Source organism: Streptomyces sp. BB1-1-1 (genome assembly GCF_031597775.1).
In the GTDB taxonomy this organism is placed as follows: Bacteria; Actinomycetota; Actinomycetes; order Streptomycetales; family Streptomycetaceae; genus Streptomyces; species Streptomyces thinghirensis.
This window is the reverse complement of the sequence record NZ_CP134203.1, coordinates 232,969-258,713: the sequence shown is the minus strand read 5'-3', so window position 1 is coordinate 258,713 and position 25,745 is coordinate 232,969. Positions and strand designations below refer to the sequence as shown.

Sequence of the window (25,745 nt, the reverse complement as noted above, 5' to 3'; positions counted from 1 at the left end):
CGGGTGAGTCGGCCGAAGATCTGCCGGAACTGCCGCTTGTCGTACTCGATCCAGTCCGCGGGGTCGTCGGAGAACATGAACCCGTCGCGGCGGGTCCAGGTGATCGGCGTCAGATTCTCCGCGGCGACGACGTCCCGGACGTGCCGGATGCCGCGGCCGATCTGCGAGCGGGTGAGGCGGGTGGCGGACATGAGCTGGTAGGTGTGCAGGCCCGCGGGGCGTGCTTCCATCAGGGCGACGCGGACCAGGTCGCCGTAGTGCTCGGCCAGCGGCCGCGCCTCCCGGCGTCGCGGCATGGCCTACTCGCCTTTGAGCAGCTGGACCAGCTGCTCGTCCAGGGTGAACTCGCCGTTGTCGAGGGCCCCTTCGAGCCAGTCCGCCGCCGCGCGGACCCGGCCGATCTGCCGGCGCACGGTCTCGCGTTCGTCCTCGGTGAACTCCTGCCCGCGCAGCTGCGGGACCAGCCGGCCCAGGGTGGCCACGAAGCCGTGGCAGGAGCCGACCAGGTCGAGGTATTCGATGGTGTGCTCGATCGCGCGGACGGCCGGCGTGCGTTCCCGGATCCGGTCACGCGTCTCGTTGGAGTTGTCGAACTGGGCGCGGTTGACGAGCATCCGGGTGGTGTCGTCCCGCATCGTCTTCCGGGCGACGGCCGGGCGGCGCAGCAGACCGGTAGTGACCTCCTGCGCGACGGTGTCGTCCCTGGTCAGCTCCGTGACGACCCGGACCTTTTCAGCCGGAGTGACGTGCTCGGTGACCGCCGGCCGCTTCAGCAGGTCGGTGGCGACCTGGGCGGCAACCTCGTCGTCCCGGGTCAGGTCGGCCACGGCCTGAACCTTCTCGTCCACCGTGACCGGCCGGTCGACCCGCTGGCCGACAACCCGCTTCGCGCCGTCCGGCGTCCACTGCCTCGCCCCGGTGCGCGGGTTGAACGGAGCGTCCTCGATCGCCGCCCACCGCTCGTCCTCGTCCACAACCGAGGCGAGGATGCGGTGAACGGTGAACGACACGCCCTCCTTGCGGCGCTTAGCCGGCCACCGGTTGGCGGTGTAACGCCAGTCCTCCACCGTCCGGCGTTCGACGCCGATGTCGTCCGCGAACAGCTGCAACGACTCCGTGACGGTGAACAGGTCGTCCGTGCCGTTCGGCATCGACCCGCCCACCACCCTCATCGGCTCGATCTCCAACGCTATGTCACCCAGGGCAAACTGCGAGCGGGCGATCTGCGCGATCAGTTCCTTGGCCTGGGTGACGAGCTGTTCGTAACGCTGCCGGGTGACGTTCCCGATCCGGTCGCTCACGTCGGTCATGATGACCACCGCCCTCGCCCGGGTCTGGCCCGGCCACCACGACGTGACCGGTCAAAGGGGCGCCGGCCCCGGTCACTGTCCACCGTGACGCGCGCGCGACACGCCGGGGAAGGGCGTGAACCGGGGTCGCTCGAAGCGCTCGGGAGTCGGTCCCAACTTGCTTGCAAAACAAGGGGTGTTCGAGGTGTTCGCGAGGCGTTCGGCTATGGCGTTTCCGTAACGCCGTTCCGCGACGCCCGCCGCTGACGGCAGGCCCGCACCCGGCAACGGTCCGAGCAGTACATCGCAGCCCTCGACCGCTCCACCCCCACCGTCCACGACCGCCCGCAGACCGGGCACTCCGCTTGTTCTCCGGGCTGCATCGCAGCCACCCGCTGCCGGGTCCGCTGAAGCCTCCGCCACCGCCGTGACCTGCACCGACCCGAGCAGAACACTGCCTCTGCCGCCATCGTCTGCGGCAGCGGATCACCACACTCCCGGCAGTACCGCCGAGCCGTCCCGCCAGCCCTCACACCTCAGATCATCCAGCCGTACCCACCTCACGGCCAGGGATCAAAAACACCTACTCAGTGGTGCTGGGTGCGGTGGGCGGCGGGTCACTGAGCGGCAGTCCCGTCAGAGCTGCCGCCGGTTCGGTGTTGTCCACGGCGGGCCCGAGCCATTCGCACATCAGCACGGTGGCGTCATCCTGGAGTTCCCCGTCGTGGTAGTCGAGGACGGCCTGGACGAGGCGGCGCAGCGTTTCAGGGACCGGCAGGCCGTCGGTGTGGTGGCGGACGAGGAAGTCGGTGAAGCGCTCCAGACCGAACTCCCTGTCGTCGGCGCCCCGCGCTTCGGTGATCCCGTCGGTGTAGAGCACGACGCGGTCCCCGGGCTCCAGCTGCTCGCGGCAGACGGTGCTCTCCAGACCCAGGCCGGTGCCCATGGGATGCGCCGGCGGGCACTGCAAGTGGCTGCTCCAGCGGTTTCCACGGCTTCGCCCTTGGCGGCCAGGTCGGCGCCCTGGCGGCGGGCGTTGCGGCACGCACCGAGTGCCAGGGCCCCGCACAAGCCCGCGCCGTTGTCATGCCCCATCGCGGCGAAAAGCGTCAGATGTACCAGAGGGCCGTCGAGGGCGTACTCGTACACGTCGCCGCTGATCTGGTAGGCGGGGTCCATCGAGGCGGCGATCACGACCCGCCCGTCGGCGAAGGTGCGCGGTGGCATCAGGTTCCACGCCATCTCGGCCCCGATGTTCAGCGGCTCGGTCCGCATGAGCCGGGCCAGCGTGTCGCTGGAGGTGCGTTTGCCGGTGATGAGCAGCGCCAGGAGACCGGCGAGACGGTCTGCGTCCTCGCGGGCACGGGCATCGTCGTAGGCGGAACGCAAGCGCAGCAATCCCAGACGCTCGGTCCCGTTCACCACCGGCACCCACCAGACGGTGTCCTGGGCTTTCTGCGGTGCGACCGGCGTGAGCCGGCCCAACTGGAAGGCCCGCCCGGGCGCAGTGCCGTCGATCCGAATATCCCTGTCGACGCCCGGTGGGACCCCGTTCGGCCCGGTCAGCAGATGCAGTTCCTCGCCCCGCAGATCCGCCACATAGATGAGGACGTCGGTGAAACCGGCGGCCTGGGCGTACTCGCCGGCCCTCTCCGGCAACGCGTCGAGAGGCATCAGATGACTGGCGTCCAGTGACCGGTGAGCATCGCCCGCCCACCCGCCTCACGGTCCACACCCACGGCCCTGCTCCCTCTGCTCGCCCGGCAGCGATCCGTACCGCGTACCCCGGGGTATCAACCGCAGCACAGGTGGATGGTCAGCACCAACGGAGCCGCCTCATGCGGTCATGGGAGCCGGGGGAGCGCCCGGTGCAGCTTGACCACGACTCGATACGCGCCCTAGTGGGGGCAGGTGGCGGAGACGATGTAGTCGACGACGCCGTGCGTGCTGGAGCGCTGCCGGTAGGCGGCGCGCTGGCGGTCGGCACCGGTTCCTTCGGCGCGCAGGCGCTGCCACTGCTCGCGTACGAAGTCGAGGTCCTCGTGCTGCCGCAGTGCCGGCGCGATGGTGTGCAGCATCTGTTCGACCAGTGCGGTCTGGGCTGCCAGGCGGCTGGTGAGCGGGTCGATGCCGTGGCCGGCCAGTCCGTCGCGTGCCGCGCGCCAGCAGGCCGCACGCAGAACTTCCGGTGCCGGGCGCGGGGCCCTGTCGCCGGCTTGGACGGCGGTGAGAGCGGTGGCGGTCAGGGCGCGTACGACGGCGGCGAGCAGAAGGGTGTCGTCGGGGGTCAGGGCGGCGTCGGCGACGCGGACTTCGATGGTGGGCAGGTGGTGGGAGGGGCGGATGTCCCAGTACAGGCCGCCGCGATCAATGAGAGCCTCAGCCTCGAGAAGAGTGTCGACGAGGTCGTCGAAGTGCGCGGGTGATTCGAAGTAAGGGGGCGGGCCGGCGACGGGCCAGCGCCCCCAGGTGGTGGTGCGCCAGCTCGCGTATCCGGTGTCCCGGCCGTCTTGGAACGGGGAGTTCGCACTCAGCGCGATCAGGGCCGGCAGCCAGGGCCGAAGGTGGTTGCTGACGTGCACGGCAGCACTGGGGTCGGGCAGGCCGACATGGATGTGGCAGGCGCACGCGGTCTGCTCGTCGTCCAGGGCGCGGAAGTGGGCGGCGCTTCGCGCGTAGCGGGCGCCGTCTGTGATCGGGACGGGGGCCGCCTGGCCGAGTACGGGGGTGCCGGTGGAGGCGATGCGCAGGCCGATACGGGCGGCGGCGCGGGCAGCCGCCGTTCTCGTGCAACGGATCTGGTCGTCCGCTTCCTTCAGGCGGATGTGCGGGTCGGTGCGCAGTTCCACCTGGTAGCGGGTCAGCTCGGTGCCCACCCGGTCACCGAGTACACCGGAGGCCTCGCCCACCAGCTGGGGGCCGCGGGGGCTGAGGGCTCGGCTGTCCGGGTCGATCAGGAGGAGCTCCTCCTCGATCCCGACGGTGAGCGGGGCCGAGGTGTGGCCTGATCCGAGGGTGCGGGCTGACGCGAGGGCGTCTGTCGGGGCCGACTCGCCGTGAGGTTCACTGCTCATAGTGATGACACTGTCTCAGACAGTCGCGGGTTCGGTATGCGGTGACGGCATTCTCGACGGTTGAGGAGCACAGCATGCGTGAGCAGACCGACGTCCTTGTGGTCGGAGGCGGCCCGGCGGGCGCGACCGCGGCAGCCCTTCTCGCCCGTCAGGGCCACCAGGTGCGCGTGCTGGAACGGGAACGCTTCCCGCGTTACCACATCGGGGAGTCGCTGCTGCCGTCCCTGCTGCCGGTACTGGACGTGCTCGGCGCCCGTGAGGTGGTGGAGGCGCACGGTTTCGTCCGCAAAACGGGGGCGTTCTACGGCTGGGGCGGCCAGGAGTGGTCACTGGACTTCGACGAACCCGGCAGACCGGCGGCTTACAGCTTCCAAGTCATCCGTTCCCAGTTCGACCACCTGCTGCTGGAACACGCCCGCACACAGGGAGCCGAGGTGCGCGAGGAGACCCGCGCGGGACGGATCACGTTCGGCAACGGCGGCAAGACGCGCCCAGCCCAGCGGGCCGTGGAAGCGGCCTGGACCGGCCACAACGGGACTGAGGGACGCATCCGATTCGGACACCTCGTCGACGCCTCCGGCCGCGCCGGGCTCCTCGCCGCCCGGCAGCTGCGCACCAGGCGCGTCCACGACATCTTCCGCAACGTCGCCACCTGGAGCTACTGGCACGGCGCAGCACCGCTCACCACCGCACCCAGCGGCGCGATCGGAGTGTTCTCCCTGCCGGACCACGGATGGCTGTGGGCCATTCCCCTGCACGACGGCACCCTCAGCGTCGGCCTGGTCACCGACAAACGCTCCTTCGCCCGCGCCAGGCAAGCAGCAGGCGGCTCACTGCAGTCGGTCTACGACGATGCCGTCGCCCGCTGCCCCCTCCTGGCCGGCATGCTCACCCATGCCCGGCAGGCCGCACCGCTGAAGACCGAGAGCGACTACTCCTACGTCAGCGACTCCTTCACCGGGCCAGGCTGGTTCCTCGCCGGGGACGCAGCCTGCTTCCTCGACCCCCTGCTGTCCACCGGAGTGCACCTGGCCATGTACAGCGGACTGCTCGCCGCCGCCTCCATCAACAGCGTGCTCCGCGGCGACGTCGACGAAGACGCTGCCCGCGCCTTCTACCAGACCGCCTACCGCCACGCCTATGAACGGCTCCTCATCCTGGTCAGCGCCTTCTACCGCATCCACGACGGCCGCGACCACTACTTCCGCACCGCCCAACAACTCAGCCGCCGCGACCAGGCACCCCTGCGGCTGCACGAAAGCTTCCTCAGCATCATCACCGGCACCGAAGATCTCCACGACACCCAGACCGACGACGCCGTCGGCACCTTTCTGCGCACCGTGCGCCAACCCGTCAACGGCGCGCCCCCGCAAGGACTCGCAGGCCACGGAACATCCGACCTTCTGCCCTTGCCCACCACCCCCGAACTGGCCGCCGCCGGTCTCTACCTCAACCTCCATCCGCACCCCCACCTCGCGACAGACGGCGCATGAGTGTGAGACGGGCCTTGTCTGAGGGACTGCGCACACGCGGGCGGCGCCCTACGCTGCCGCCCGGCGGCAAAGACCGACGTTCGGTGAAGCCCGACACCCTTTCGACGGCCCGCCTTCGCGGTGGCGGTGGGGGCGCCGGCTCTGCTCAGGTGACGACGACGCCGCCCGCGGGGGAGATGCTGGCGTTTCCCTGCCCCCCCGCCGAATGAGCTGACGACGGTGCCTTGGCCGCCGGCCGGTGGCTCAGTTGGTGGTGATGGGATACAGGGAAAGCCGCTCGCCGTACTCGTGGCGGAGCCAGATCCGGCGGTTCTCCTCGGCGGTGCGCAGGCGCAGGTCTCACGGCCGGCGATGCCGAGGTAGATCTAGCTGCTGGTTTCCGTGTCTCCGATGCCGGCGGTCTCGATGCGGGCGCGAATCTGGGCGATGTCGCTCAGTCGCAGCGCGTGATGGGGTGTGCGGTCGATGAGGTCGTACGACAGTGGTGCGTTCTCCGTGCAGTACGCCGGGCGCAGTTCAGCGTGCGGCAACAGGGCCGACGGCTGCGTCTCTCGCGCGCTTCCCCGTACGAGTGACGACACACCGAGGCCTACCGGTGAGACAGGCAACTCCAGCCTCAGAACGAGAAGGAGCGCACGTGCGGTCGGGGCACCACCCGGCCGGCCTCGACGCGAGTCCAGCCCGGAAGCCGTCCTTCACGAGACTTCGCTGTGTCTCACGAGACAGCGGGGCGGTCTCCTTCTCGGCACTCATTGTGCGTGGGGGTACTGGGCAGTTCGACGCAGGGCATGGGGCGGTGATGGCGCCGGGTGCGCAAATGGAAGACGAGCGCGGCCAGGGCGCTGGTGGCGGCGAACCAGGCGAGGGCACGGGCTGAGCAGGTCAGGGAATACGTGGGGGTGAACGCGGAGGCAAGAGCTGCCTGGGCGGGGCCGTACAGCGGCAGGGCGTTCAACCCGGTCTGGTCTCCCGCGGGGTTGGAGACGGGGCTCTGCATGCCGACGTCGATCAGTGTGGCCATGACCACGACGAAGAAGCCTTCCAGTTCGCCCCGCAGCAGGAAGCCGGCCACGAGGCCCAGCCCGCCGTACGCCAGGATCGCCGCTGCCAGGGCGGCGGCGACCGCCCACGGCTGGGCCAGAGGCCAGGACAGGAGCAGCAGACCGGTGGAGTAGCAGGTCAGTGCGGCGGTGATCAGGAGCAGGGCGACGAGCTTGGCGGCGAGCAGGTGGGCGCGGGGGTAGCCGGCGAGGACCAGGCGCTGGTCCATGTCCCGGGCGCTGAAGGTGGCCATGAACATCATGAAGCCGGCGATGACGGTGACGGCGTGCAGAGCGCTGGAGATCTGGATCGTGCGGTTCATCGAGGCGGTCACCTCGGTGCCGAGTGCGCTGGTGTGGAAGGTGATGCTCTTGTCCAGGGCGGTCGCGCGGACCACGTAGATCCAGGTGGGGATGAAGAACGCGGTCATGCCCATGGCCAGGCGGTTGCGCAGGTGGCCCGTCAGGGTGAAGCGGAGAGCGACGGTGAATGCGGTCCAGTGGTGCTTCATCGCGTCACGGCCTCCGCATGCAGCCGACCCTCGCGCAGGTGGTGGATGGTGTCGAAATGCTGGAGGTCGTGCAGGAGGTGCGAGACCACGACCACGGCCTGGCCCCGGCTGCGGAGCCGTCCGGCCAGGTGCCAGAAGCGCTGGTGGGTGTCCCAGTCGAAGCCCTGGTAGGGCTCGTCGAGTACCAGCAGCGGCGGATCATGCATGAGCGCCAGGGCCAGATTGAGTTTCTGGCGGGTCCCGCCGCTGAGTTCACCCGCTCGGGTGCGTCGTTCGGCGTGGAAGCCGAGCAGGTCCACCAGTTCCCAGGCGTAGTGAAGGTCCGGTAGCCGGTGGGCGACCTGGAACAGCCGCAGATGCTGGGCGACGGTCAGCGTGTCGTTGATGACCGACTTCTGCGGGCAGTAGCCGAGCGTGCCGGAGCGCCGGACCGTTCCGCGGTCGGGCGCCAGCATGCCGACGGCGATGCGGAGCAGGGTGCTCTTCCCGGACCCGTTCTCTCCCACCACTCCGGCGAGCATGCCTGCCGACACGGTGAAGTCGGTGCCGCGGAGCACGGAGCGCCGGCCGTACGCCTTGTGGACGGCGTCGATGTGCAGACGGGTGGCTGGTCCCATGCCGTTCTCCTCCCAGAAGGCCAACTTGTGTATGGCACAACGGCGGAAGACCGCGCGGGGGTATGCCCGGCTGTGCAACTTCGCTGCGAACCGCTCGTTCACCGGTCGTGCTGATGATCACTGTGGAATACGACCGGACGTGGTGGGCGCGGCTGCTGAGCACGTGCTTCACCCCGCCACTGCTGCCGGTGGTCGCCGCCGCCGCGGTCGGCTGGCACCTCATCCGGCCGAGTCACTACGGGCTGCTGTGGGGGCTGGGGGGAAGCGGAAGCTGGGCACTGCTCTGTGCCGCTCTCGCTGTCGCGGGCGCCCGCCTGGGTTGTTGGCCCAGTCCCGTGCCCTCCCAGCGCGGGCCACGGCTGGTGCTGCTGGGGGTGAGTGTCATCGCTGCGGCTGCCGTGTGGCTGGTCTGCGGACACCTGGGTGCACCCCCGACTCTGCTGGCACTCGGGCGTACCGCCCTGCTTCTGACCGCTCTGGTGCTGGCTTGCACCTGGGCCGGCAACATCTCCCTGCACACCAGCTCGGCCGCCGCCAGCATCACTCTCGTGACGCTCCTGGTGGACGTGCGGGGGTCTGTGCTGTATCTGCTCGTCGCAGCGATCGCCTGGTCCCGTCTGCATCTGCGCGTCCACACACCGGCACAGGTTCTCCTGGGAGCCGGTCTGGGGACCGCGGTATGCACGGCCACCGTGTATCTAGGTCTGTGACCCGGTCCGTTTCATGCACAGCCGGCTGCCGCACTCTCAGCCATCGCCCCCGCCTTCCACCCGACCGGAATCGCGGCACCACTCCCGGTGGCGACCGTCGTTGAGCCTGGCATGACTGAAGATCAGCGGGCCCTGCCCGGGGCTGATGCCTCGTCCGGATGCGGTCCTGCCGTGCTTCCTCCGCCGTGGCGACGCTGGGCCCGCCCACGGGGCGGGTGGTCGCTGTCCGAGGTCCCCGACCTGTCCGGGCGGACCGCGGTGGTCACCGGCGCCGACCGGGGTATCGGACTGGCGGCCGCTGAGTATCTGGCCCGGTACGGGGCGCACGTCCTCACGCTCTGCACCGCCGCAGGGAAGGAAGGGCACACGGCAGCGACGCTCTTGCGCCAGCGAGCGCGGGGCAACCGCATGGACAACGTCCCGTGCGACTTGGCCCAGTTGGCGCAGGTGCGCCGAGCTGCCAGGGACATCCTCGGCCTGGCCGGCGGGCGGGTGGACATCCTGGTCAACAACGCCGGCGTCGCCGCCCTGCCTCCCACCCGCAGCGCGGACGGCCACGAAGCCCACTTCGCCATCAACCACCTCGGCCACTTCGCCCTCACCGGTCATCTGCTGCCGGCGCTGCTGAACTCGCCCCAGCCACGGGTGGTGAACGTGACCTCGGTGCTCCACTGGCTCGGCCGCTTCCGCCCCGACCAGGCGGCGGCGCCACGCCGCTACCACCGATGGACGGCGTACTTCGACTCGAAGCTGGCGAACCTGCTGTTCACCCACGGCCTCCACGCCTTCGCCGACGCCCGTGGCCTGCCGCTGCGATCCATCGCCGCCCACCCCGGCCTGGTCAACACCACCCTGGGCTCCCGTGACCTGCGCGCAGACGCACGCCACCTGGAGGCGAGTGCGCTGGAGTGGGTGCAAGCGCGCCGGCAATCTCCCGAACAGGGAGCGCTGCCACTGCTGCGAGCCGCCACCGACCCGCACATCGGCGGCGGGGACCTTCTCGGCCCCGGTGGCCGATGGGAGTGCTCCGGGCCACCCGTTCCCGCCCGAGCAGCGCGACGCGCCACCGATCCACGCGCCGCCGAACGCCTGTGGCAACTGTCGCAACACCTGACCGGCCACCCCTTCCCCACCGACGGCCGCAAGCCGACCCGTGACCGTGGAGAGAACCTATGACCGAGCACCGCAGCACGGACGCCCGAGCCGCAGCGCGCCTTCACCGAAGCCTCCTGACGGCCGTGGGCAACAGCCGGCTCCTGCGGCGCTGGGGGCCGCGCCTGCTCCCACCGCTGGACCTGCTGACCCACCGCCTCACCAAGAACCGGTGGATGCCCAGCCGCATGCTGTCTCCCACCGCCGTCCTGCGGACGACCCGCCGCGACGGCACACCCCACCTCACCCCCCTGATCGCCGACCAGGACACCTCCGGCAGCTTCCTGGTCATGGCGACGAACTTCGGCCGGCGCCACCACCCGGCCTGGTCCTGCCACCTCCTGCGCGACCCCCGTGCCGTGATCGACTGGAAGGGCACGTCCATTCCCGTCCACGCCCACCTGCTCACACCTCGCCAGCAGGACGAGGTCCGATACCGCATCCTCGAAGTCATGCCCGTCTTCGACGACTACGTCAGACACAGTCGCCGCCACGTCCGCGTCTTCTCCCTTACACCCGCCGCCGACTCAGGTGACCAGTAAGAGACCAGGCCCACATCGCGGACAGCGGGACGGCAGCGGAGCACGGGCCAGGCTCCGGCCGGACGACTCATGGGTGTACCGGTCCCCTGGCCTGCCTTCAGCCGAGCTGCTCGGCCAGTCCGACGATGATGCCCTCGGGGCCGCGGACGTAGCAGAGCCGGTAGCTGTTCTCGTACCGCGCCAGCTCGCCGACAAGTTCGGCGCCGTGAGTGCGCAGGCGGGCGACTGTGTCCTCGATGTCGTCGACGGTGAACATGACGCGGTGCGTGCCCAGGATGTTGTGCGGCTGGTTGCGTGGCCCGGCACTGATCGCCGCGGGGCTGCGGTACTTCGCCAGCTCGAGCCGGCTGTGGCCGTCAGGGGTCCGGACCATCGCGATGTCACAACGAACGCCGTTGAGTCCGGTGCACTGGTCGGCGACGGGACCCTCGACCTCCGCCCGGCCCTCCAGCTCCATGCCGAGTTCCACGAAGAACGCGATGGCCGCGTCCATGTCCTCGACCACGATGCCGACGTTGTCCATCCGCTGAATCGCCATGCTGGCTTCTCCTTCTTCCTCTTCAGCCGGGTGCGGCTGCTGGCACCTCTGGGACGTAGCCGATAGCACGTTCTCGACATCCGCCGTCACGAATCTGAGCGAACGGCAAGCTCCGCTCGAACTCCGATGGCACACGCTCGAAGTCGGGTGGCACCGGACACCTCTTCTCGACGGCCGACAACGGCCGCCTCGAGCGAAGAATGTAACGCCAGCCGCACCGTCCCGGGCGGTCCTCGCCGCTGAGGGCGAGGACGGTGAGCCGTTCGCGTTGCAGACCGGCGGCGTCGATCAGTACATCTGCCGGCAGTTCCAGAAACCGGACGACGGCCCCGCACGGGAGCGGATGTCGTATCGGGTCCTTCCGGCCAGGCTGCCGATGACCGGCGCACCAGAACTCCTTACTCGGGTTTGTTGCCGACGGGGCCGCCGACCTCGTACGGCGTGGTGACGTTGTCGTACGCGAGGTGCATGACCATGCCGATCTTGCTGTGCCAGAAGTTGTGGCAGTGGTCCATCCAGATGCCGGGGTTGCCGGCCTTGAAGGCGACCTGGACCTCCTCACCGGGCCGGACGAGCACGGTGTCCTGCCACGTCGGGCTGCCGGAGGCCATCGAAGCAGTCGGCCAGGCCAACCCCAGCCCCGCACCGTGGACCGAGTCGCCCTCGCCCTGCTCGAGAACGAAGCCGCCGGAGCGGAAGCCGAAGGCACGCTGGTATGGGAGGCAGAGTGCCACCATCGCGAGCGACCAGCAGTACGCCTACCTCAACGAGTACGCCGAACCGACGGTCTTCATCCGAGTGGTCAGCGGCGCCTGACACCGTTCCTCTGCACGAACAGTGATCAGAGCTCCGGGGCCCCAGGAGGGCAGCCTTCTCGCCAGGGCCCGGGGCGCGGTCACGTAGCGGCCTTCAGGCCTACGATGGCGGCATGTCGCCTGATGCCCTCCCGTCATCCGTCTGGCCGGTCCTGCACTACGACGACACGCGGGCGGCGTTGCGCTTCCTGGTCGGCGTGCTGGGCTTCGAGCAGGCGGTCGCCGCGCCGGACGAGCACGGCGGGATCGGGCACGCCGAGCTGCGCTGGCCCGGCGGCGGCGCGTTGGTGTTCGGTTCGACCCGGCACACCGACAGCGTGCACGGGCGGATGCGGGCGGGCGCCAGTGCGGTCTACGTGGTGAGCGACGACGTGGACGCGGTACACCAGCGGGTGGTCGACGCCGGCGGCGAGGTTCTCGAAGCGCCGCATGAGACCCGGTTCGGGTCGGGCGCCGCGACCTACGTGTGCACGGTGCAGGACCCGGAGGGCAACCTGTGGACCTTCGGCACCTACCGCGGCCCTTCACCGGAGTAGAACTGCAGGACGAGACAGGGCCCCGGCTTGTCGGGCCGGGGCCCTCCTACGGGGCCCTCCTGTGTGTTCGTGCGCCGCGAGGCTCAATGGCTGCCGGCGATTTCGCCGGTGAGCTCGCTATGGAGGTCCGGTACGGGCGAAATTCAGGGGAGCGGACGGCCGCGCGCTGTTACCGTCGGGCGCCATGAGCTGGCTTCCCGATGACTTCGTGCACCCCGTCCTGGTACCGCTGCCGGGCGGTGGTCATCACCTGCGGCCGATCCGGGAGGCGGACACCCCGCTCGACTATCCGGCTGTGATGGGTTCGCGCGAGCGGCTGTGGAGCATCTTCGGCCCGGCCTGGGGCTGGCCCGCGGCCACCATGACCTACGAGGCCGATCAGGCCGACCTGTTGCGGCACGAGAAGGAGATCGCCGCACACCAGTCCTTCAACTACGCGCTGTTCGACGCGGCGGAGACAGCTCTGCTCGGCTGTGTCTACATCGACCCACCGGAGAGGGCCGGCGCGGACGGCGAGATCTCTTGGTGGGTGGTGGACGACCTGGTGGGCAGCAAGGTCGAGCAGGCCCTCGACGCGCTGGTGCCACAGTGGATCGCCGCAGACTGGCCGTTCGAGCGACCGCGCTTCCTCGGCCGCGAGGTCTCCTGGTCGGACTGGCTCGCCATGCCGGAGCATCCCGTCGCGTAAGTAGCTGCTCTCGTACTGCTCTTGGGACCTGGTGATCGAACGGCCGTCTCGATCAGGTGGTCGTCGGGTGCTCGGTGCATGCGAGATCAGGAGCCAACGCGAGTGGACGATGTTCGACCTGACGCCACCGCCACCCCGACCGCCTCATGCGGGCCGAGCTCTTCACCGCGGCGGAACGCGGTCTCGAAGGCCTCCCTCTCCAGTAGCTCCCACGCCTGTGCCGTCGCGCGGTCCACGTCGCCGCGTTCCGCCGGGGGCAGCGGGGCTCCGGTCGCGGCGCGGGTGGCAGCGGCGGCGCCCAGCAGCACGGCCGCCGGTTCCCCCGCGCCTGAGAGGGCAAGGGCTGCGGCCAGCCCCTCCACGGCGAGCGCGACCGCCCGGGGGTCGCCCGTCGAGCGGGCCGTGGCGTAGCCCTCCTGCTGCAGCCCCCATGCCGCGCTCGCGTCTCCCCGGGCTTCGGCGATGAACCCGAGCTCGGCGAGGATCAGCGCGTTGGCGCCGTCCAGACCGACGTCGCGGTGCCAGGCCAGCACCGTCCGCAGATGTATCTCCGACTCGTCGAACAGGCCCTCGCGCCGTGCGCCGAGCCCGAGGCCGAGCACGGCATTGATCTCGCCCGCGCGGAAACCGATGTCGACCGCGGAGCGCCGGGCGCGCTCGTGGTACGTCCGGGCCGCAGCGAAGTCACCGGTCAGCAGGGCGTTTCGCCCCAGCCCGGACAGCAGGTCGGCCTCATGGGTGGCAAGCCCGAACTCCTGTACCGTCTCCAGCGCATCGCGTTGCAGTGCGGACGATCGGGCATAGTCGCCGTGGATCGCGGCGACCGCCGACCGCGGGTACACCGACCACAGCTGCCCGTAGGTGTCGCCGGCCGCGCCGAACAGCTCCACGCTCCGCGCTGCGTCCTCCTCCGCGCCCGCCAGGTCACCGGCCAGCAGCCGCTGCGCCGCCCGGTCGGAGAGGGCTGCCGCCTCGCCCCATCGGTCACCGAGTTCGCGGAACCCTCCCAGGGCCTGCCCTGTGAGAGCCGCACCCTCGGAGACGTCGCCCGTGCCGCACAGGGTGTGTGCCAAGAACCACCGCGCCCATGTGACCTCAGCACTGTCGGCGACCTCCCCGTACGCCTTGAGCGCCGATTCGATGCGCGCGGCCCGGTCCTCGCCGTCGCCGACCAGAATGGTGAGGCCGACCTGCCACGCGCGCGCGTGCGTGCAGTTCGCCCGCGCCGCCGGCCAGTTCCAGCACGGACGACATCGAGCGGCGTGCCTCACCGAGTCGACCGCGTAGGACCCAGTACCAGGCGAGGGTGTTGACGAGCCGCAGCGCGTGCGCTGCGTCGGCACGCTCGAGTGCTCCCTCCAGCGCCCAGCGTAGGTTCGCGTTCGCGGCGCTCGGCCTCGGTTCGGTCACCGCGGCCGGGCACTCCAGCGGCGGATACATCGCCACGGCCCTCACCGAGCAGCGCCCGGACCTGGTGGGCTCCCTCGCACTGATCAGCAGTGGCCCGAGTCCCGACGCGCTCCTCCCGCAGCCCGCCCTCCTGCGGGCCCTGATCTCCCCGCCGCTCGGCCTGCTGCTTTGGCGAGTCCGTTCCGACGCGATGCTCCGCCGGGGGGTGACCGCGGTGTGCAACCGCCCGGTGGACGTCCCGGACGACCTGATCAGCGAGGTACGGGGCATCGACTACCGCACGTTCAGGACGGTGCTGCGCCAGAACGGCGCGTACATCACCGAGAGGAGCGTACCCGCGCGCCTCACCGCACTCGACGTCCCGGTTCTGGTGATCTTTGGTGCTGCCGACCGGCGCTGGGATCCGTCGTCGGCTCATCACTACGACACGGTGCCGAACGCGCGAGTCGAGCAGCTGCCCGACGTCGGGCACTTCCCCATGCTCGAAGCGCCGGAGGCAACCGGGTCGTTGCTGCTGGACTTCGCGGCGACGGGTCACTGACACCCACCGCCGCCTAGCCTGGTGTCGTGAAGCCCATCGAAGCACCACCTGACTGGACATCGGTGGAAGTGGCCGTGCCCCGGTGGTCGGCCCGGCTGCCGGGGGTCAGCATGGCTGGATTCCGCCAACGTGCTCCGGAGCGCGAGCGCGTGGGAATCACCATGGTCGCGCATCCCTCGGTCACTCTGTTCGTGGACCTGAGCGACGGAGGCAGCCTTGTCCACGACGCCCCCGGCCGGCGCGAAAGCGGCAGCACGGTCGTTGGCCTGGTACCGGGCGATCTTCGGCTCGGAGGACGGGCGGCCGGGGGGATCGAGTGCCTCCAGATCCGGTTGTCGCCGGTCCTGGCGGTTGCGGTGCTGGGCGCATCGACCGACCTCAGCGGGACGGTGGTCTCCCTGGAGGATGTGTGGGGCCGCGACGCCGGGCGAGCCGAGGACAGGCTGCGGGCCGCCGCGTCGTGGGACGAACGGTTCATGATCACAGTGGATGCCCTTGGCCGACGGCTGAACACCCGCCCGTCGCTTGATCCAGAGGTGGCCGCCGCCTGGCGGCTGATGCTCACCAGTCGGGGACGGGTGCGCGTCGACAGTCTGGCGAGCGAGCTGGGATGGAGCCGCAAGCGCCTGTGGTCCCGCTTCCGGTCCCAGATCGGCCTTACTCCCAAGCGCGCCGCCCGGCTGGTGCGGTTCGACCATGCCGCCCATCTCCTCGCGGCGGGCAACGCCGCCGCCCGGGTGGCGGCCGCAGGCGGCTACGCCGACCAGGCCCACCTCCACCGCGAGGTCGCAGCGTTCACCGGGATGACACCCACCGGCCCGGTCGCCGCGCCGTGGCTCGCCATCGATGACGTCGCGTGGCCGACCTTTTCGCGGATCTGACACGGTCTCTTCCATCAAGGGATGAGGGTGATACCGAGGGAGGACCGAGCCGGGGTGGTTCGACAAGATGAACGATGCCGACCTCGTCGCCTGGTGGACGCAAGAAGCAGTCGACCAGGTCCTCACCGAAGCGCAGGTTCACTATGTTCTTGCCGAGCTTCGGCATTACGCCGGGCTCCGGGACGAGAGCACGGGCGCCGAGGTGTCCGCCGTCGACGGGGTGTGGCAGTCGGACGCGCTGGTCGACGACAAGCTCAGGTCGCGGCTGTGCGAGGCGGTTCGGGTTCTGGAGCAGGTGCCGGAAGCACAGCAGGACTGGCACCCCGGTCCGACCGCCAGGTGGGAAGAGGCCCAGGACGAGTGGTGGGAGAACCGCCGTCCGGTCATTCCGGACGCCCCGGTCTGACCCGTCGACACGGATCGCCTCGACCTCCGGCGTGCCACCCCAGCAACCATGGTCCGACACGCCGAGGTGATCCAGATGGCCGAGGCTGTCGGAAAGGGCTGGCGACGACCGATGAGTTTCTCCATGATGCACAGTCATAGACCGTGATTGGTGCACCGCAGCCGCCAGGTGGGTCGAAACGTGCACCGACCGCACCCGCTGAGACCCAGACACGAGACATCGAGGAACCGAGATGCGCATCCTGATCAGCACCGCCTTCATATCGCTCGACGGCGTCGTGGAGGCCCCGGGAGGCGAGCCCGGTTACAGGAACTCCGGGTGGACCTTCAAGGACGTCGAGTTCCTCCCCGAGGCCTTCGAGATCAAGGGCCGGGAGCAGAAGGAAGCTGCCGCGATCCTGATGGGCCGGACCAGCTACGAGGCGTTCAGCCCGGTGTGGCCCGACATGGAGGACTTCGCCGACTACAAGCTGATGCCGAAGTACGTCGTCTCCACCACCCTCACCGAGGACGACCTGGTAACGAACTGGGGCGAGACGACGATCCTGCGCACCCTCGACGAGGTCGCCGCGCTGAAGGAGACCGAGGGCGGCCCCATCATCGTCCACGGCAGTGCCTCCCTGAACCGGGCCCTTTCGGACGCCGGCCTGATCGACCGTTACCACCTGATCGTCTTCCCGCTGCTGCTCGGGGCGGGCAAGCGGCTCTTCAGCGCCACCGACAAGGACACACAGAAGCTGAAGCTCGTTGAGCACGAGGCCTACGCCAACGGGCTGCAGAAGAACGTCTTCGACGTCGTCCGCTGACAAGGCTCCCGCGCTCGCCCCACCGTCGCGGCACTCGTCCTGACCGGAGCGCGGTGGCTCACCGTGCGGACCACGGGAAGACGGCCGCGACATCGAGCCCGGCCGATGGCATGGTCGTCCAGCTCACCGACCGGGGCCTTTTACGGGCCCCGGCGGCGTGTCGGTGATCCCGCACGACTGTGGACCGTCTTCTCGCGTCACCACCGTTCGGCGAGGAGACAATCGGCCGCCGGCCTCGGGCACGATGGACGCATGCGAACTCGTCCAGTGCTTGTCTTCGACGGAGACTGCGGCTTCTGCACCGCGGCGGTGCGTGTGATCGAGCGGTGGGTACGTCCTCGCTGTGAGACCACCCCCTGGCAGCGGGCCGACCTCGCGGTCCTGGGCGTGCGCCAGGAGCGCGCCCAGCGGGAGGTGCTGTGGGTGACACCCACGGCGGCCGTCCACGGCGGTGCGCAGGCTGTGGCGAAGCTCCTGATGAGTGCCGGGGGCGGATGGCGCATCGTCGGAGCGGTGCTCACCTTGCCGCCCGTGCGTTGGGCGGCAGCCGGCGTCTACCGGCTCGTCGCCGACAACCGTGAACGGCTGCCCGGCGGGACCCCCGCATGTGCGGTGCCCGAACCGGACGCCCACCCGGGCCGGCCGGGACAGGCCAGTCCGTACCAAACGTGAGGCGTGCGGACCGTGCGGTCGTCGAGCGGTGGTCGGTCAGCTCCTCGCGTCCGTCGCGCACCTCGCGTTCTTGACGTTCCATGTGGAGGACGCGGATTTCCGGGTCACCAGGGGAGTGGCCGGACTGCCGACCGCCCTCGTCGCCACCCACAGCTCGGGCAACCTGGTGATCGCGCCGTGTGCGCCGAGCGCGACACGCTGCCCGGCATCGGCCACGCCCGCCGGCACAACGGCAACGGGGCGGCGACCGTGGGCGCGGCCCTACGCCCCACGCCCTGGCAGCTGTCGCGGACAGCGTCGGCATCACCGTGAAGCTGGTGGGCACACCGGCCGAGGACCGATGCCCCGAGCAGCTTCGCGTGGTGTTCCGAGGCCCTCGTACCCGGGCACGGTGCCCAGGCAGAAAAATCGCATGGCGGATCATCGCGACCCGCGCTACGCTGCCGCAGGCCGTGCGAGAGAACGAGGAGGTGGTACCCGTGAACGAATTCACTCGGGTGCTCTCCTCATGGATCACGGTCGGGCGATAGGTCGTCCGGGAGCGCCGTACCACAGCTCTCCCGAAAGGCACGACCATGCACTTCACTTGCGAACAACGCCACGACGACGGCGTTCTCGAGCGCGCGTTCACCCTCGACGAGATCCCAGACATCCTGTGGACGCCCGCGTCCGCATCCGCCACCGCGGCGGTGCCGCTGATCCTGCTCGGCCACCCCCCGCTCGGACTTGCCCGGATGTACCCCCGACTGGCGGCCCGGGCCCGACACGCCGCTGCGGACGGTTTCGCCTCGGCCACCATCGAACTCCCCGGAAGCGGTGACCGGCCCCGTTGGGCCGCCGCCGAAAAGGCCCGCGCCGACCTGCGCCGCACGCTGGAGGCCGGCGAGCCGGTCGGCGACGAGATCGTCGACGCCCTCGTTCTGCCCCTGGTCGAAAGGTCGGTCCCGGAATGGCGGGCCGCCCTGGACGCCCTTCTGACGCTGCCGGAGATCGGCGGCCCGGTCGGCTACTCGGGAGGAATCATCTCCATCGGCGTCCGCCTCGCGCTGGTCGAGCCACGCATATCGGCCGCCGTTCTGTTCGCGGGCAGTTACGTGCCTCGCGCCATACTCCAGGAGGCCCGCCAGGTCACCGTTCCCCTGCACGTCCTCCTGCAATGGGACGACGAAGCGAACGACCGGCAGTCGGTCCTGGACCTGTTCGACGCTTTCGGCTCCAAGGAGAAGACGCTGCACGCCAACATGGGCGGGCACACCGGCGTCCCGCAGCACGCGGGGGACGCCGCGGCCCGGTTCCTCACCCGGCACCTGCAGTGAGGCCGTGGCGTCGGGCCACCGGCAGACGGTAGTCCGCGTCGGCCAGGACGCCTGGCGCGGACGCCATCGTGGCCACCGTCCAGCGCGAGCTCCACAATGGACCGACGATCCTCTTCACGACCGCCGGGAGGGGGGCGACCGCTGACCAGTCTTCGCGGCCCCCACCTCGCGGGCCCCTCACGGGTGGAGGGGGACTCAGTAGTTGCGCCACTCGTCCAGGACGTAATCGAGCACGGCGGGGTCCATCAGAGTGCTGGCCCGCACGTCGGTGCGGCGGCGGTCGACGGGGAACACGGTCGCCGCCCTGAGCACCGCGTCGTCCAGGTACCGCAACTTCGGGACGTCCGGGTCGAGGCGCAGGGGCGGGGGTTCGGTGCCCCGGCCGGCGAGGACGAATCCCCAGTTGCCGAAACTCGGCACGTCGACCTGGAACTTCGTCGTCGCGTAGCCCGCCGTCTCGATCGTCTTGGCGATCGACCAGTACGTCTTCGGGGCGAAGAACGGTGATCCGCTCTGCACCATCACCTTGCCCTCCGGCCCCAGGACCCGGCCGAGCAGATGGTAGAACTCCACCGAGTACAGCTTGGCCAACGACGCCGAATCCGGATCCGGGAAATCGATGATCACCGCGTCGTACTGCTGCCGCGCATCGCGCAGCCAGCTGAAGGCGTCCGCGTTCACCACCTCCACCCGGGGGTCGTCCAGCGCGCCCCCGTTGAGCGTGCGCAGTGGTGCGTAGGACCGCGCCAAGCGGGTCATGGCCGGATCCAGTTCGACCAGGGTGACGTGCCGGACGTCCTCGTACCGGAGCACCTCGCGCAGCGCGAGCCCGTCACCGCCTCCCATGATCAGCACGTTGGAGCGACGGCCCGACAGTGCGGGGTGGACGAGCGACTCGTGGTAGCGGTACTCGTCGACGGAGCTGAACTGGAGATCGCCGTTGAGGAACAGCCGAATGTCGGGGCTCCCGGTGAAGGCGGTGGACCGGGTGATCACGATGTCCTGGTACGGGGTGGTCTCGGCGTGCACGATGGGATCGGCGTACATGTGCTGACGCGCCGTGACCTCCAGGTCATCGGCCAGCACGTACGTCGTGCCGAGCACGGCGAGCACGGCGACGACACCGGCCAGCAGGCTGGCCCGTACCGTGCGCCGGAGCTCGCGGCGGAAGATGAAGACCACGACGATGACGCCGGCGACCGCGTTGACCACGCCGACCACCAGCGCGCCCTTCAACTGTCCGAAGGTCGGCAGCAGCAACAGCGGGAAGCACAGACCGCCGACCAGGGCACCGATGTAGTCGACGGCGAACATGTCGGCGACGGCGCTGCTGGCCTCCTGTCGGCGGATCCGCTGCAGGAGGGTCATCAGCAGCGGGATCTCGGCGCCGATCAGCAGGCCGACCACCAGGGACACCACGATCATCGCGGGCATGTACAGCTGCAGCCAGGCGAAGGCGGCGTACAGCACCAGGACGGACAGGCCGCCGACCAGTGCCAGTACCCCTTCCAGTACCGCGAACGCGACGACCGCGCGGCGGCGCAGCGGCTTCGCGGCCAGTGAGCCCACGCCCATGGCGAACACCATCACGGAGATGACCACGGAGGTCTGCAGTACCGAGTTGCCGATGAGGTAGCTGCCCAGCGCGGTCAGCGCCAGTTCGTAGACGAGGCCGCAGGCGGCACAGAGGAAGACGGAGAGCAGCAGAAGAAACCGCGCCCCCCGGGGAGGTGGGGTTTCCGGGGGGCGGGAGGGAGCGGCCGCGGTGTCGCGGTCGTCCAGAGTGGTGGAGCTCATGGGTGGTGTCCTAGGAGAGGGCCGCGCCGACCATGAAGGCGGTGCCCAGGTACATGCCGGCCTGGACCCAGGCGGCGGGGTGCGGGCGGTTGTCTTCGTCCTCCAGCGCGATCGCGCCCATCTGACCCGGTGTGAGCATGCCGATCACGATGCCGACCAGCGTCATCACCAGCACGCCGGCCAGGCCGTAGAGGAGCGTGCTCAACAGGCCCTGGCCCAGCCCCCGTTCCGACTCGCTCGCCCGGATGGCCTCCATGATGACCAGACCCACCGCGACGGACTGGCTGCCCAGCAGCACGGCCGCCCCGCGGTTGCGGTCCCGCCACACCACGTGGAAGAGCTTGCCGGGTGTGACGAGGTCGAGGGCGACGAAGCCGACGGCCATCACGGCGAGGCCCACGACTCCGTAGAGCAGTGCCTGGCCGGCCGACTCGAAGATCTCGGTCACTGGGGTGCCTTTCTGGAGAGCGTCTTCAGGGTGGGGAGGTGGTGCCAGACTTCGAGCGCCGGAGTCACTTGCCTTCGCCGGGGCCGCCACCGCGATAGCTCTGGCTGTTCGGGTTGGGCCAGTTCACGAGGTGCTGCTGGTGCCGCCGGTACCCGTTGCGGTAGTCCTCGATCTCGATCAGACTGCCGCCCTTGTACGGCGAGACGGTCACCATGTCGTCGCCGTAGCGCAGGAAGCGCATGCCGCCGCCGGAGGACCGGTCGAGGGCCTTGCGGTGGTCGTGGATGGCGTCGGCGACCCGGGCCGGGGAACTGTCCTTGTCGAGCCACCGGGACCCGCTGGAAGCGGTGTACTCGTCACGGATCCAGGAGCGCGGGACGCCGTCGTCCCCGTCGCTCGAGCAGGCCGAGAGCAGGACCGTGACCAGCGCGGCGGCCACCGCTCCGCGGACGAATCGGACACTGTTCATCGGGTCTCCAGCGTGGTGTGCGTCGATACGATCTGCCCGTCCTGCGGGTAGGTGTGCCAGGTCCGCCAGGACAGTCGGGTGCGGCACGCCTCGTCGGACGCCTCGACGACCACTGCCGTCACGGCCTCCGGCGAACCGGGAAAGACTCCGCACAGGCTGTGCTCCTCGTCGGCCGCCCGGCCGAGGATGTCCACCACCTGTGCGCTGAACTCGAGAGGGTCCAGGCGCGCCGTGGTGGCGCTGAAGTCGTAGTCCCAGGCGTCTTGTTGCCGAGTGAGCCTGGCCGGCAGGCCCCGGGCGGCACCCGGCAGGCACGCCACCGTCTCCCTCACGGGCCCGACGAAGACCTGGTGCGAGGCGCCGAGGAGCCTCATGCGTACGCTCACGCCCCCCACCAGCACCTCTCGTTCGGCGAGTGCCGGCCGTTCGGTCAGGTCCAGTGAGAAACAGAGCTGGTCCGCGGCCGTGTCCAGGTAGGGGGCCTGCAGAGAGAGCAGAGACAGAGCGTGCACGCGGCCCCCCGGTCCGATATTGCTACGAGCGGCGCTGAGTATCGCACATGCGCCCCGAGTGGCGCCTGATGGCTGGGGTGCTCGCGTGGAAGCGCGCCCGCCGACCGCATGTAGCGTTCTGCGCGAACCGGGCACGGGGCGCCCAGCGCCTGGGCCGTGCCCTGTTCGCTCGTTCACACCGCCCGTGGTGAGGATCGACGCACTGTGCCTGTCAGTCCTTCGGGACAAGGCCAAGTGGCACGGCGAGGCATTTCACTTCGCCCGGCTGAAGTTCGCCGAGCAGGCGCAGGGAACGCCCGTCGGCGAACTCGCCACGGCACTGACGGCCGTGGTCCTGGACGACACCGGCGACGACGACGAGTACCCGCCGAGCGCGCAGGCGAGGCTCGCCGCCGTCGACGAGTCCCTGGACCGGGTCCGGGCCCGCACCGAGGAGACCGGTGAGCCGCTACTGGACCGGCCGTACAGCGCGGCGCTGCGCACGCTGCGCGCTTTGGCCGCCGAGGATCAACATGCCTTCGACACCGCGCTGTCCGACCTCTTGGTCCAGGCCTGCGCCGAGGCGGTGGCCTTCCTGCGCAAGTCCGGCGTCGACCTGGCTCCGGCACTGGAGGTGCTGAGCGGCGGACTAGGTTGACGGCGACGATCATCTGGTTGGCGGCTTTCACGGTCTGCCCCGTGCCGTGCGGACCGCAGTGCACCATCGTGCTGCCCATGGCTTCCAGCACCGGCCGCGCGACGAGGAAGTCGTCCACGTCGCCGCCCACCATGAGGGACAGCACAGCCTCCATGGCTCCCGCCTCGCCACCGGACACGGGCGCGTCCAGCACGCGCACGCCGTACTCCTTCGCCTCCGCGGCGAGTGTGCGCGAGGTCTGCGGCGAGATAGAGGAGTGGTCGATGAGGAGGGTGCCGGGCCGGACGTTCGGCAGGATGCCGTCAGGACCGTAGGCGACTGCCTCGACCTGGGGCCCAGCGGGCAGCATCGTGAGGACGAACTCCGCGTCCCGGACAGCCTCGGCGATCGTGCCAGCCGCTCGCCCGCCGGCTTCCACGAGCGGGGCCGTCTTCTCCGGAGTGCGGTTCCAGCCGGTCACCTCGTGCCCGGCGCGCACCAGGTTGACGGCCATCGGGCTGCCCATGATGCCCAGGCCAATGAAACCGATCTTCGCTATGCGCGACGCTCCTTATTTCGCTATATGGAAGAATCCATTCGCTTTATGGAATACCCTAACTCGCCCGCCCTCTGCTCGCTCCACAGGCGCGGGAGCCTGTCCGACGGGTCGTGGCCCGGGCTGGTGAGTCGCGCGTGGTGCGGTACTGCGCGGAGGTGTGGCGTGGGTGCTTCTCGATGTGTAGGCAGGGTGGAGCGGTGGACTACCAATGATGTGCGGGATCGCCGGTTTGGCTAATCGGCTTCTCTGAACTAGGACTTGTCCGGCCGATCTTGTGACTAGCCCGTGCCCAGGTCCTTGACGTGGGCACGGGGCGAGAGGATGTGACGTCCTCTCAGCTGGCCGAGTTCGACCGCTGCACTGTGTCGGGACGTCGCACACGGCGCAGCGGATCGGGACCCAGCGGCACCTCTGTCTCAAGTTCAGCCCCATCCGCAGCGATCGCGTGCGGCACGAACCCGGTTGAGCCCCTCCAGTCTCCAGTGGTCCCGGTCAGGCATTTGGTCTTCTCGGCGCCAGCGCCAGGCCGAGAACATCGCCCAGTTCAGGGCGCGGCACCGGTGAATCAGCCCGTGATCAGCTCCCGCATAGAGCTCTCCCACTTCTTCGGGCGCATGGGCGAGGTCGAACTCGATCGGCCCACGGCAGCACGTGGCGAGGTCTACGAAAAGCGGCCCTCTCCTCGTGTTCAGGAGGTTGCCCGGATGCGGCTCGCCGTGCAACAGCTGCTCGCTGGCTTTGTCGATGCTGATCGCGGCGCTCAGTCCGCTGAGTGTGTCGCTGAGGAGCTCCCGGTCGGAGTCGGGCAGCTCGGGGGACTGCTCGCGGTCCTTCACCTCTCTCAGTGCCGTAGCGACTCGATCGCTGAAATGAGGTGCAGCCAGATCGATCTTGCGCAGGGCGGCATGATGCCGTAGGAACACGTCTGCGTAGTCGGCCGGGGCGATCTGTGCTCCCACCGGTTCGTAGTAGGTCCAGAGCGAGATAGCGAAGGCATCACGCACATAGACTCGGGGGTCGACCCGAGGCTCCAGCTCAGCCACCGGAGCATCAACGTCGGCGAGACGGCGAGCGACCTCTACTTCGAACTCGGAATCAGCCAGATGCCCGAAAGGTGCGACCCGAGCCAGAACATCGCAAGGGGCCAGGCGCAGCGCGACGCGGTCCGAGTTATGGACGACGATCGCATCGTCGACCTGGAGGCCCAGCTCCGAAGCAGTCGTCCGTCCTGCCTCAACTGCGCGGCGGAGTTCTAATGGCTCCATACTTCTCCCTTGTTGTTGTGCACACATACACGCGCCTGGGAGCAACCGGGACGCCCCCGCCGGCGACAAGCATCGCAAAACAGAACCTGCACAGGCCCAGAATTTATTCGGCCGACGTCAGTGGCACTTCGACGATTGGTTCTCTCGGTGTGACACGTTGCTGGTCCAACTGCTGTGGAGCTCTCACGCTCTCTGCTGCCCGCCCTGCCCCGGTCAACAGGAGTTTGTCCCGCCTTGGGCCCCCTGTAATGCCCCTGGTGCAGTCGGGGCCACACGCCAGCCTCGGTCCACCCGGCCAGGCGGCGCCAGCAGGTCAAGCCTGAGCCGAAGCTGAACTTCTGCGTCAGGTGTTCCCACGCGATCCCTGTGTGCAGTAGGAAAAGGGTGCCCTGGAACACCAACCGGTCCGGATGCCGCTTCGCCCACGAGTCCGACGCTCGACCCTCCGCAGCAGCGGTTCGATCAACGCCCACAGCTCGTCATCGACATCCCGTGGCTTCGGTCGAGCCACCCCGCACCCCCAGATCAATAGTCCCGGAGCGATACAACCACCCAGAGGATCATTTCGTTAGGAGTTCTTACGGGGCCTCTGGACGGACAGACGAGCATGAGCCGCCCGTCACGGGGGCAACGAGTCGGGCGGCGCCGTCATCCCGAGGGCCGCGAGCCGTGCGCCTCCCACACCCCGGGACCGCTACCCCGCCACTCGATCAACTCCGACGTCTCCACGTCCATGTCCTCCAGCCCGGCCTTCCGCAAGAACTCCTCGACGTCCCGCATCCCGTACGCCAGGACCAGGATCTCGCCGTTCGCGCGGCCCCGCCGACCGCCGCTCGACGACGGCTGACCGACGACGGGGCGGCGCGCTGTGTATGTTCCCGCCCCGAGGGGGCCGCGCCCGCTGGACTCCCCGCGGACCAGTACCCACGCTCCCGCAGGCGGACAAGCTTCCCCCGAATCGCGCTCACATCAGCACCGAACTCCTCGCTTCGGCGTGGCGTGTTCGTGGGCAGGCCAGCAAGGAACCGTCATGGCCTGTTAC

At 69.5% G+C, this 25,745-nt stretch carries 26 protein-coding genes and 6 pseudogenes; 16 read left to right on the top strand and 16 right to left on the bottom strand.

Annotated elements, in window-relative coordinates:
- Positions 1-299 precede the first annotated feature (299 nt).
- Positions 300-1,310 carry a DUF6192 family protein gene (locus RI578_RS01230; protein ID WP_310869252.1) on the bottom strand — a complete coding sequence of 337 codons (1,011 nt, stop codon included), beginning with the start codon at positions 1,308-1,310 and terminating at the stop codon, positions 300-302.
- A gap of 562 nt (positions 1,311-1,872) precedes the next feature.
- Positions 1,873-2,283, bottom strand: a pseudogene (locus RI578_RS01225) (PP2C family protein-serine/threonine phosphatase); the annotation flags it as partial.
- Between the two features lie 92 nt (positions 2,284-2,375).
- On the opposite strand from RI578_RS01225, the gene RI578_RS01220 reads away from it, so the two are divergent.
- A complete protein-coding gene (locus RI578_RS01220; RefSeq protein WP_310869250.1) occupies positions 2,376-2,984 on the top strand; it encodes a hypothetical protein in 609 nt (202 codons plus the stop codon).
- 203 nt (positions 2,985-3,187) lie between these two features.
- On the opposite strand, the gene RI578_RS01215 is transcribed toward RI578_RS01220, so the two are convergent.
- A complete protein-coding gene (locus RI578_RS01215) occupies positions 3,188-4,363 on the bottom strand; it encodes a glutamate--cysteine ligase (protein WP_310869249.1) in 1,176 nt (391 codons plus the stop codon).
- Between the two features lie 74 nt (positions 4,364-4,437).
- Between RI578_RS01215 and RI578_RS01210 the strand changes: the two genes are divergently transcribed.
- Entirely contained in the window at positions 4,438-5,856 is a 1,419-nt protein-coding gene (locus RI578_RS01210; protein WP_310869248.1) for an FAD-dependent oxidoreductase, read from the top strand.
- Positions 5,857-6,221: 365 nt separating this feature from the next.
- Here RI578_RS01210 and RI578_RS01205 read toward each other — a convergent pair whose 3' ends face one another.
- The 3 genes from RI578_RS01205 to RI578_RS01195 form a co-directional block, all read right to left on the bottom strand.
- Positions 6,222-6,386, bottom strand: a complete 165-nt coding sequence (locus RI578_RS01205; protein WP_310869247.1) for a hypothetical protein — start codon at positions 6,384-6,386, stop codon at positions 6,222-6,224.
- Between the two features lie 185 nt (positions 6,387-6,571).
- Positions 6,572-7,408 carry a hypothetical protein gene (locus tag RI578_RS01200; RefSeq protein WP_310869246.1) on the bottom strand — a complete coding sequence of 279 codons (837 nt, stop codon included), beginning with the start codon at positions 7,406-7,408 and terminating at the stop codon, positions 6,572-6,574.
- The gene (locus tag RI578_RS01195) at positions 7,405-8,025 is read right to left on the bottom strand and encodes an ABC transporter ATP-binding protein (RefSeq protein WP_310869245.1); all 621 of its coding nucleotides are present in this window, start codon (positions 8,023-8,025) and stop codon (positions 7,405-7,407) included. Before RI578_RS01195 ends, RI578_RS01200 begins: the two co-directional genes overlap by 4 nt.
- A gap of 113 nt (positions 8,026-8,138) precedes the next feature.
- Between RI578_RS01195 and RI578_RS01190 the strand changes: the two genes are divergently transcribed.
- From RI578_RS01190 to RI578_RS01180, 3 genes are all read left to right on the top strand, one after another.
- A complete protein-coding gene (locus tag RI578_RS01190; RefSeq protein ID WP_310869244.1) occupies positions 8,139-8,735 on the top strand; it encodes a phosphatase PAP2 family protein in 597 nt (198 codons plus the stop codon).
- A gap of 171 nt (positions 8,736-8,906) precedes the next feature.
- Positions 8,907-9,911, top strand: coding sequence for an SDR family NAD(P)-dependent oxidoreductase (locus RI578_RS01185; RefSeq protein ID WP_310869243.1), 1,005 nt, complete (start codon positions 8,907-8,909; stop codon positions 9,909-9,911).
- Complete coding sequence (locus tag RI578_RS01180; protein ID WP_310869242.1) at positions 9,908-10,429, top strand: nitroreductase/quinone reductase family protein; 522 nt, start codon at positions 9,908-9,910, stop codon at positions 10,427-10,429. Before RI578_RS01185 ends, RI578_RS01180 begins: the two co-directional genes overlap by 4 nt.
- 97 nt (positions 10,430-10,526) lie before the next feature.
- Here RI578_RS01180 and RI578_RS01175 read toward each other — a convergent pair whose 3' ends face one another.
- Entirely contained in the window at positions 10,527-10,967 is a 441-nt protein-coding gene (locus RI578_RS01175; RefSeq protein WP_310869241.1) for a VOC family protein, read from the bottom strand.
- 398 nt (positions 10,968-11,365) lie between these two features.
- Positions 11,366-11,704 carry a multicopper oxidase domain-containing protein gene (locus RI578_RS01170; protein WP_310869240.1) on the bottom strand — a complete coding sequence of 113 codons (339 nt, stop codon included), beginning with the start codon at positions 11,702-11,704 and terminating at the stop codon, positions 11,366-11,368.
- Positions 11,705-11,895: 191 nt separating this feature from the next.
- Here RI578_RS01170 and RI578_RS01165 point away from each other — a divergent pair, with 191 nt between their 5' ends.
- Together RI578_RS01165 and RI578_RS01160 are read left to right on the top strand one after the other, a co-directional pair.
- On the top strand, positions 11,896-12,318 hold the full coding sequence (locus RI578_RS01165) for a VOC family protein (protein ID WP_310869239.1): 423 nt from the start codon (positions 11,896-11,898) through the stop codon (positions 12,316-12,318).
- A 184-nt stretch (positions 12,319-12,502) separates the two neighbouring features.
- Positions 12,503-13,006, top strand: coding sequence for an N-acetyltransferase (locus tag RI578_RS01160; protein ID WP_310869238.1), 504 nt, complete (start codon positions 12,503-12,505; stop codon positions 13,004-13,006).
- Positions 13,007-13,092: 86 nt separating this feature from the next.
- On the opposite strand, the gene RI578_RS01155 is transcribed toward RI578_RS01160, so the two are convergent.
- Complete coding sequence (locus tag RI578_RS01155; protein ID WP_310869237.1) at positions 13,093-14,277, bottom strand: hypothetical protein; 1,185 nt, start codon at positions 14,275-14,277, stop codon at positions 13,093-13,095.
- A gap of 119 nt (positions 14,278-14,396) precedes the next feature.
- Between RI578_RS01155 and RI578_RS01150 the strand changes: the two are divergent.
- The 7 genes and pseudogenes from RI578_RS01150 to RI578_RS01120 all read left to right on the top strand — a co-directional run.
- A pseudogene (locus RI578_RS01150) lies at positions 14,397-14,957 on the top strand (alpha/beta fold hydrolase); the annotation flags it as partial.
- Between the two features lie 110 nt (positions 14,958-15,067).
- Positions 15,068-15,838, top strand: a complete 771-nt coding sequence (locus RI578_RS01145) for a helix-turn-helix domain-containing protein (protein ID WP_399062994.1) — start codon at positions 15,068-15,070, stop codon at positions 15,836-15,838.
- Positions 15,839-15,905: 67 nt separating this feature from the next.
- Positions 15,906-16,166: pseudogene (locus RI578_RS01140) on the top strand (DUF4246 family protein); the annotation flags it as partial.
- 310 nt (positions 16,167-16,476) lie between these two features.
- A complete protein-coding gene (locus RI578_RS01135) occupies positions 16,477-17,049 on the top strand; it encodes a dihydrofolate reductase family protein (protein WP_310869235.1) in 573 nt (190 codons plus the stop codon).
- 252 nt (positions 17,050-17,301) lie between these two features.
- Complete coding sequence (locus RI578_RS01130; RefSeq protein ID WP_310869234.1) at positions 17,302-17,721, top strand: DUF393 domain-containing protein; 420 nt, start codon at positions 17,302-17,304, stop codon at positions 17,719-17,721.
- Positions 17,722-18,296: 575 nt separating this feature from the next.
- A complete protein-coding gene (locus RI578_RS01125) occupies positions 18,297-19,037 on the top strand; it encodes an alpha/beta hydrolase (RefSeq protein ID WP_310869233.1) in 741 nt (246 codons plus the stop codon).
- Positions 19,038-19,087: 50 nt separating this feature from the next.
- A pseudogene (locus tag RI578_RS01120) lies at positions 19,088-19,165 on the top strand (polysaccharide deacetylase family protein); the annotation flags it as partial.
- Positions 19,166-19,232: 67 nt separating this feature from the next.
- Here RI578_RS01120 and RI578_RS01115 read toward each other — a convergent pair.
- From RI578_RS01115 to RI578_RS01100, 4 genes are all read right to left on the bottom strand, one after another.
- Positions 19,233-20,834, bottom strand: coding sequence for a polyamine aminopropyltransferase (locus tag RI578_RS01115; RefSeq protein WP_310869232.1), 1,602 nt, complete (start codon positions 20,832-20,834; stop codon positions 19,233-19,235).
- A 10-nt stretch (positions 20,835-20,844) separates the two neighbouring features.
- Positions 20,845-21,282, bottom strand: a complete 438-nt coding sequence (locus RI578_RS01110) for a DUF350 domain-containing protein (RefSeq protein WP_121745227.1) — start codon at positions 21,280-21,282, stop codon at positions 20,845-20,847.
- A 64-nt stretch (positions 21,283-21,346) separates the two neighbouring features.
- The gene (locus RI578_RS01105; RefSeq protein WP_310869231.1) at positions 21,347-21,751 is read right to left on the bottom strand and encodes a DUF4247 domain-containing protein; all 405 of its coding nucleotides are present in this window, start codon (positions 21,749-21,751) and stop codon (positions 21,347-21,349) included.
- The gene (locus tag RI578_RS01100; RefSeq protein ID WP_310875633.1) at positions 21,748-22,254 is read right to left on the bottom strand and encodes a DUF2617 family protein; all 507 of its coding nucleotides are present in this window, start codon (positions 22,252-22,254) and stop codon (positions 21,748-21,750) included. The genes RI578_RS01105 and RI578_RS01100 overlap by 4 nt, the downstream gene beginning before the upstream one ends.
- A gap of 67 nt (positions 22,255-22,321) precedes the next feature.
- Here RI578_RS01100 and RI578_RS01095 point away from each other — a divergent pair, with 67 nt between their 5' ends.
- Complete coding sequence (locus RI578_RS01095; RefSeq protein WP_399059217.1) at positions 22,322-22,900, top strand: Imm49 family immunity protein; 579 nt, start codon at positions 22,322-22,324, stop codon at positions 22,898-22,900.
- Here RI578_RS01095 and RI578_RS01090 read toward each other — a convergent pair.
- The 3 genes and pseudogenes from RI578_RS01090 to RI578_RS01080 all read right to left on the bottom strand — a co-directional run.
- Positions 22,893-23,438: pseudogene (locus RI578_RS01090) on the bottom strand (NAD(P)-dependent oxidoreductase); the annotation flags it as partial. The gene RI578_RS01095 and the pseudogene RI578_RS01090 sit on opposite strands and share 8 nt — an antisense overlap.
- Positions 23,439-23,860: 422 nt before the next feature.
- Positions 23,861-24,703, bottom strand: coding sequence for a phosphotransferase (locus tag RI578_RS01085; protein ID WP_310869230.1), 843 nt, complete (start codon positions 24,701-24,703; stop codon positions 23,861-23,863).
- A 257-nt stretch (positions 24,704-24,960) separates the two neighbouring features.
- A pseudogene (locus RI578_RS01080) lies at positions 24,961-25,176 on the bottom strand (transposase); the annotation flags it as partial.
- Positions 25,177-25,310: 134 nt separating this feature from the next.
- On the opposite strand from RI578_RS01080, the gene RI578_RS01075 reads away from it, so the two are divergent.
- The gene (locus RI578_RS01075) at positions 25,311-25,550 is read left to right on the top strand and encodes a hypothetical protein (RefSeq protein ID WP_310869229.1); all 240 of its coding nucleotides are present in this window, start codon (positions 25,311-25,313) and stop codon (positions 25,548-25,550) included.
- Positions 25,551-25,745: the final 195 nt, after the last annotated feature.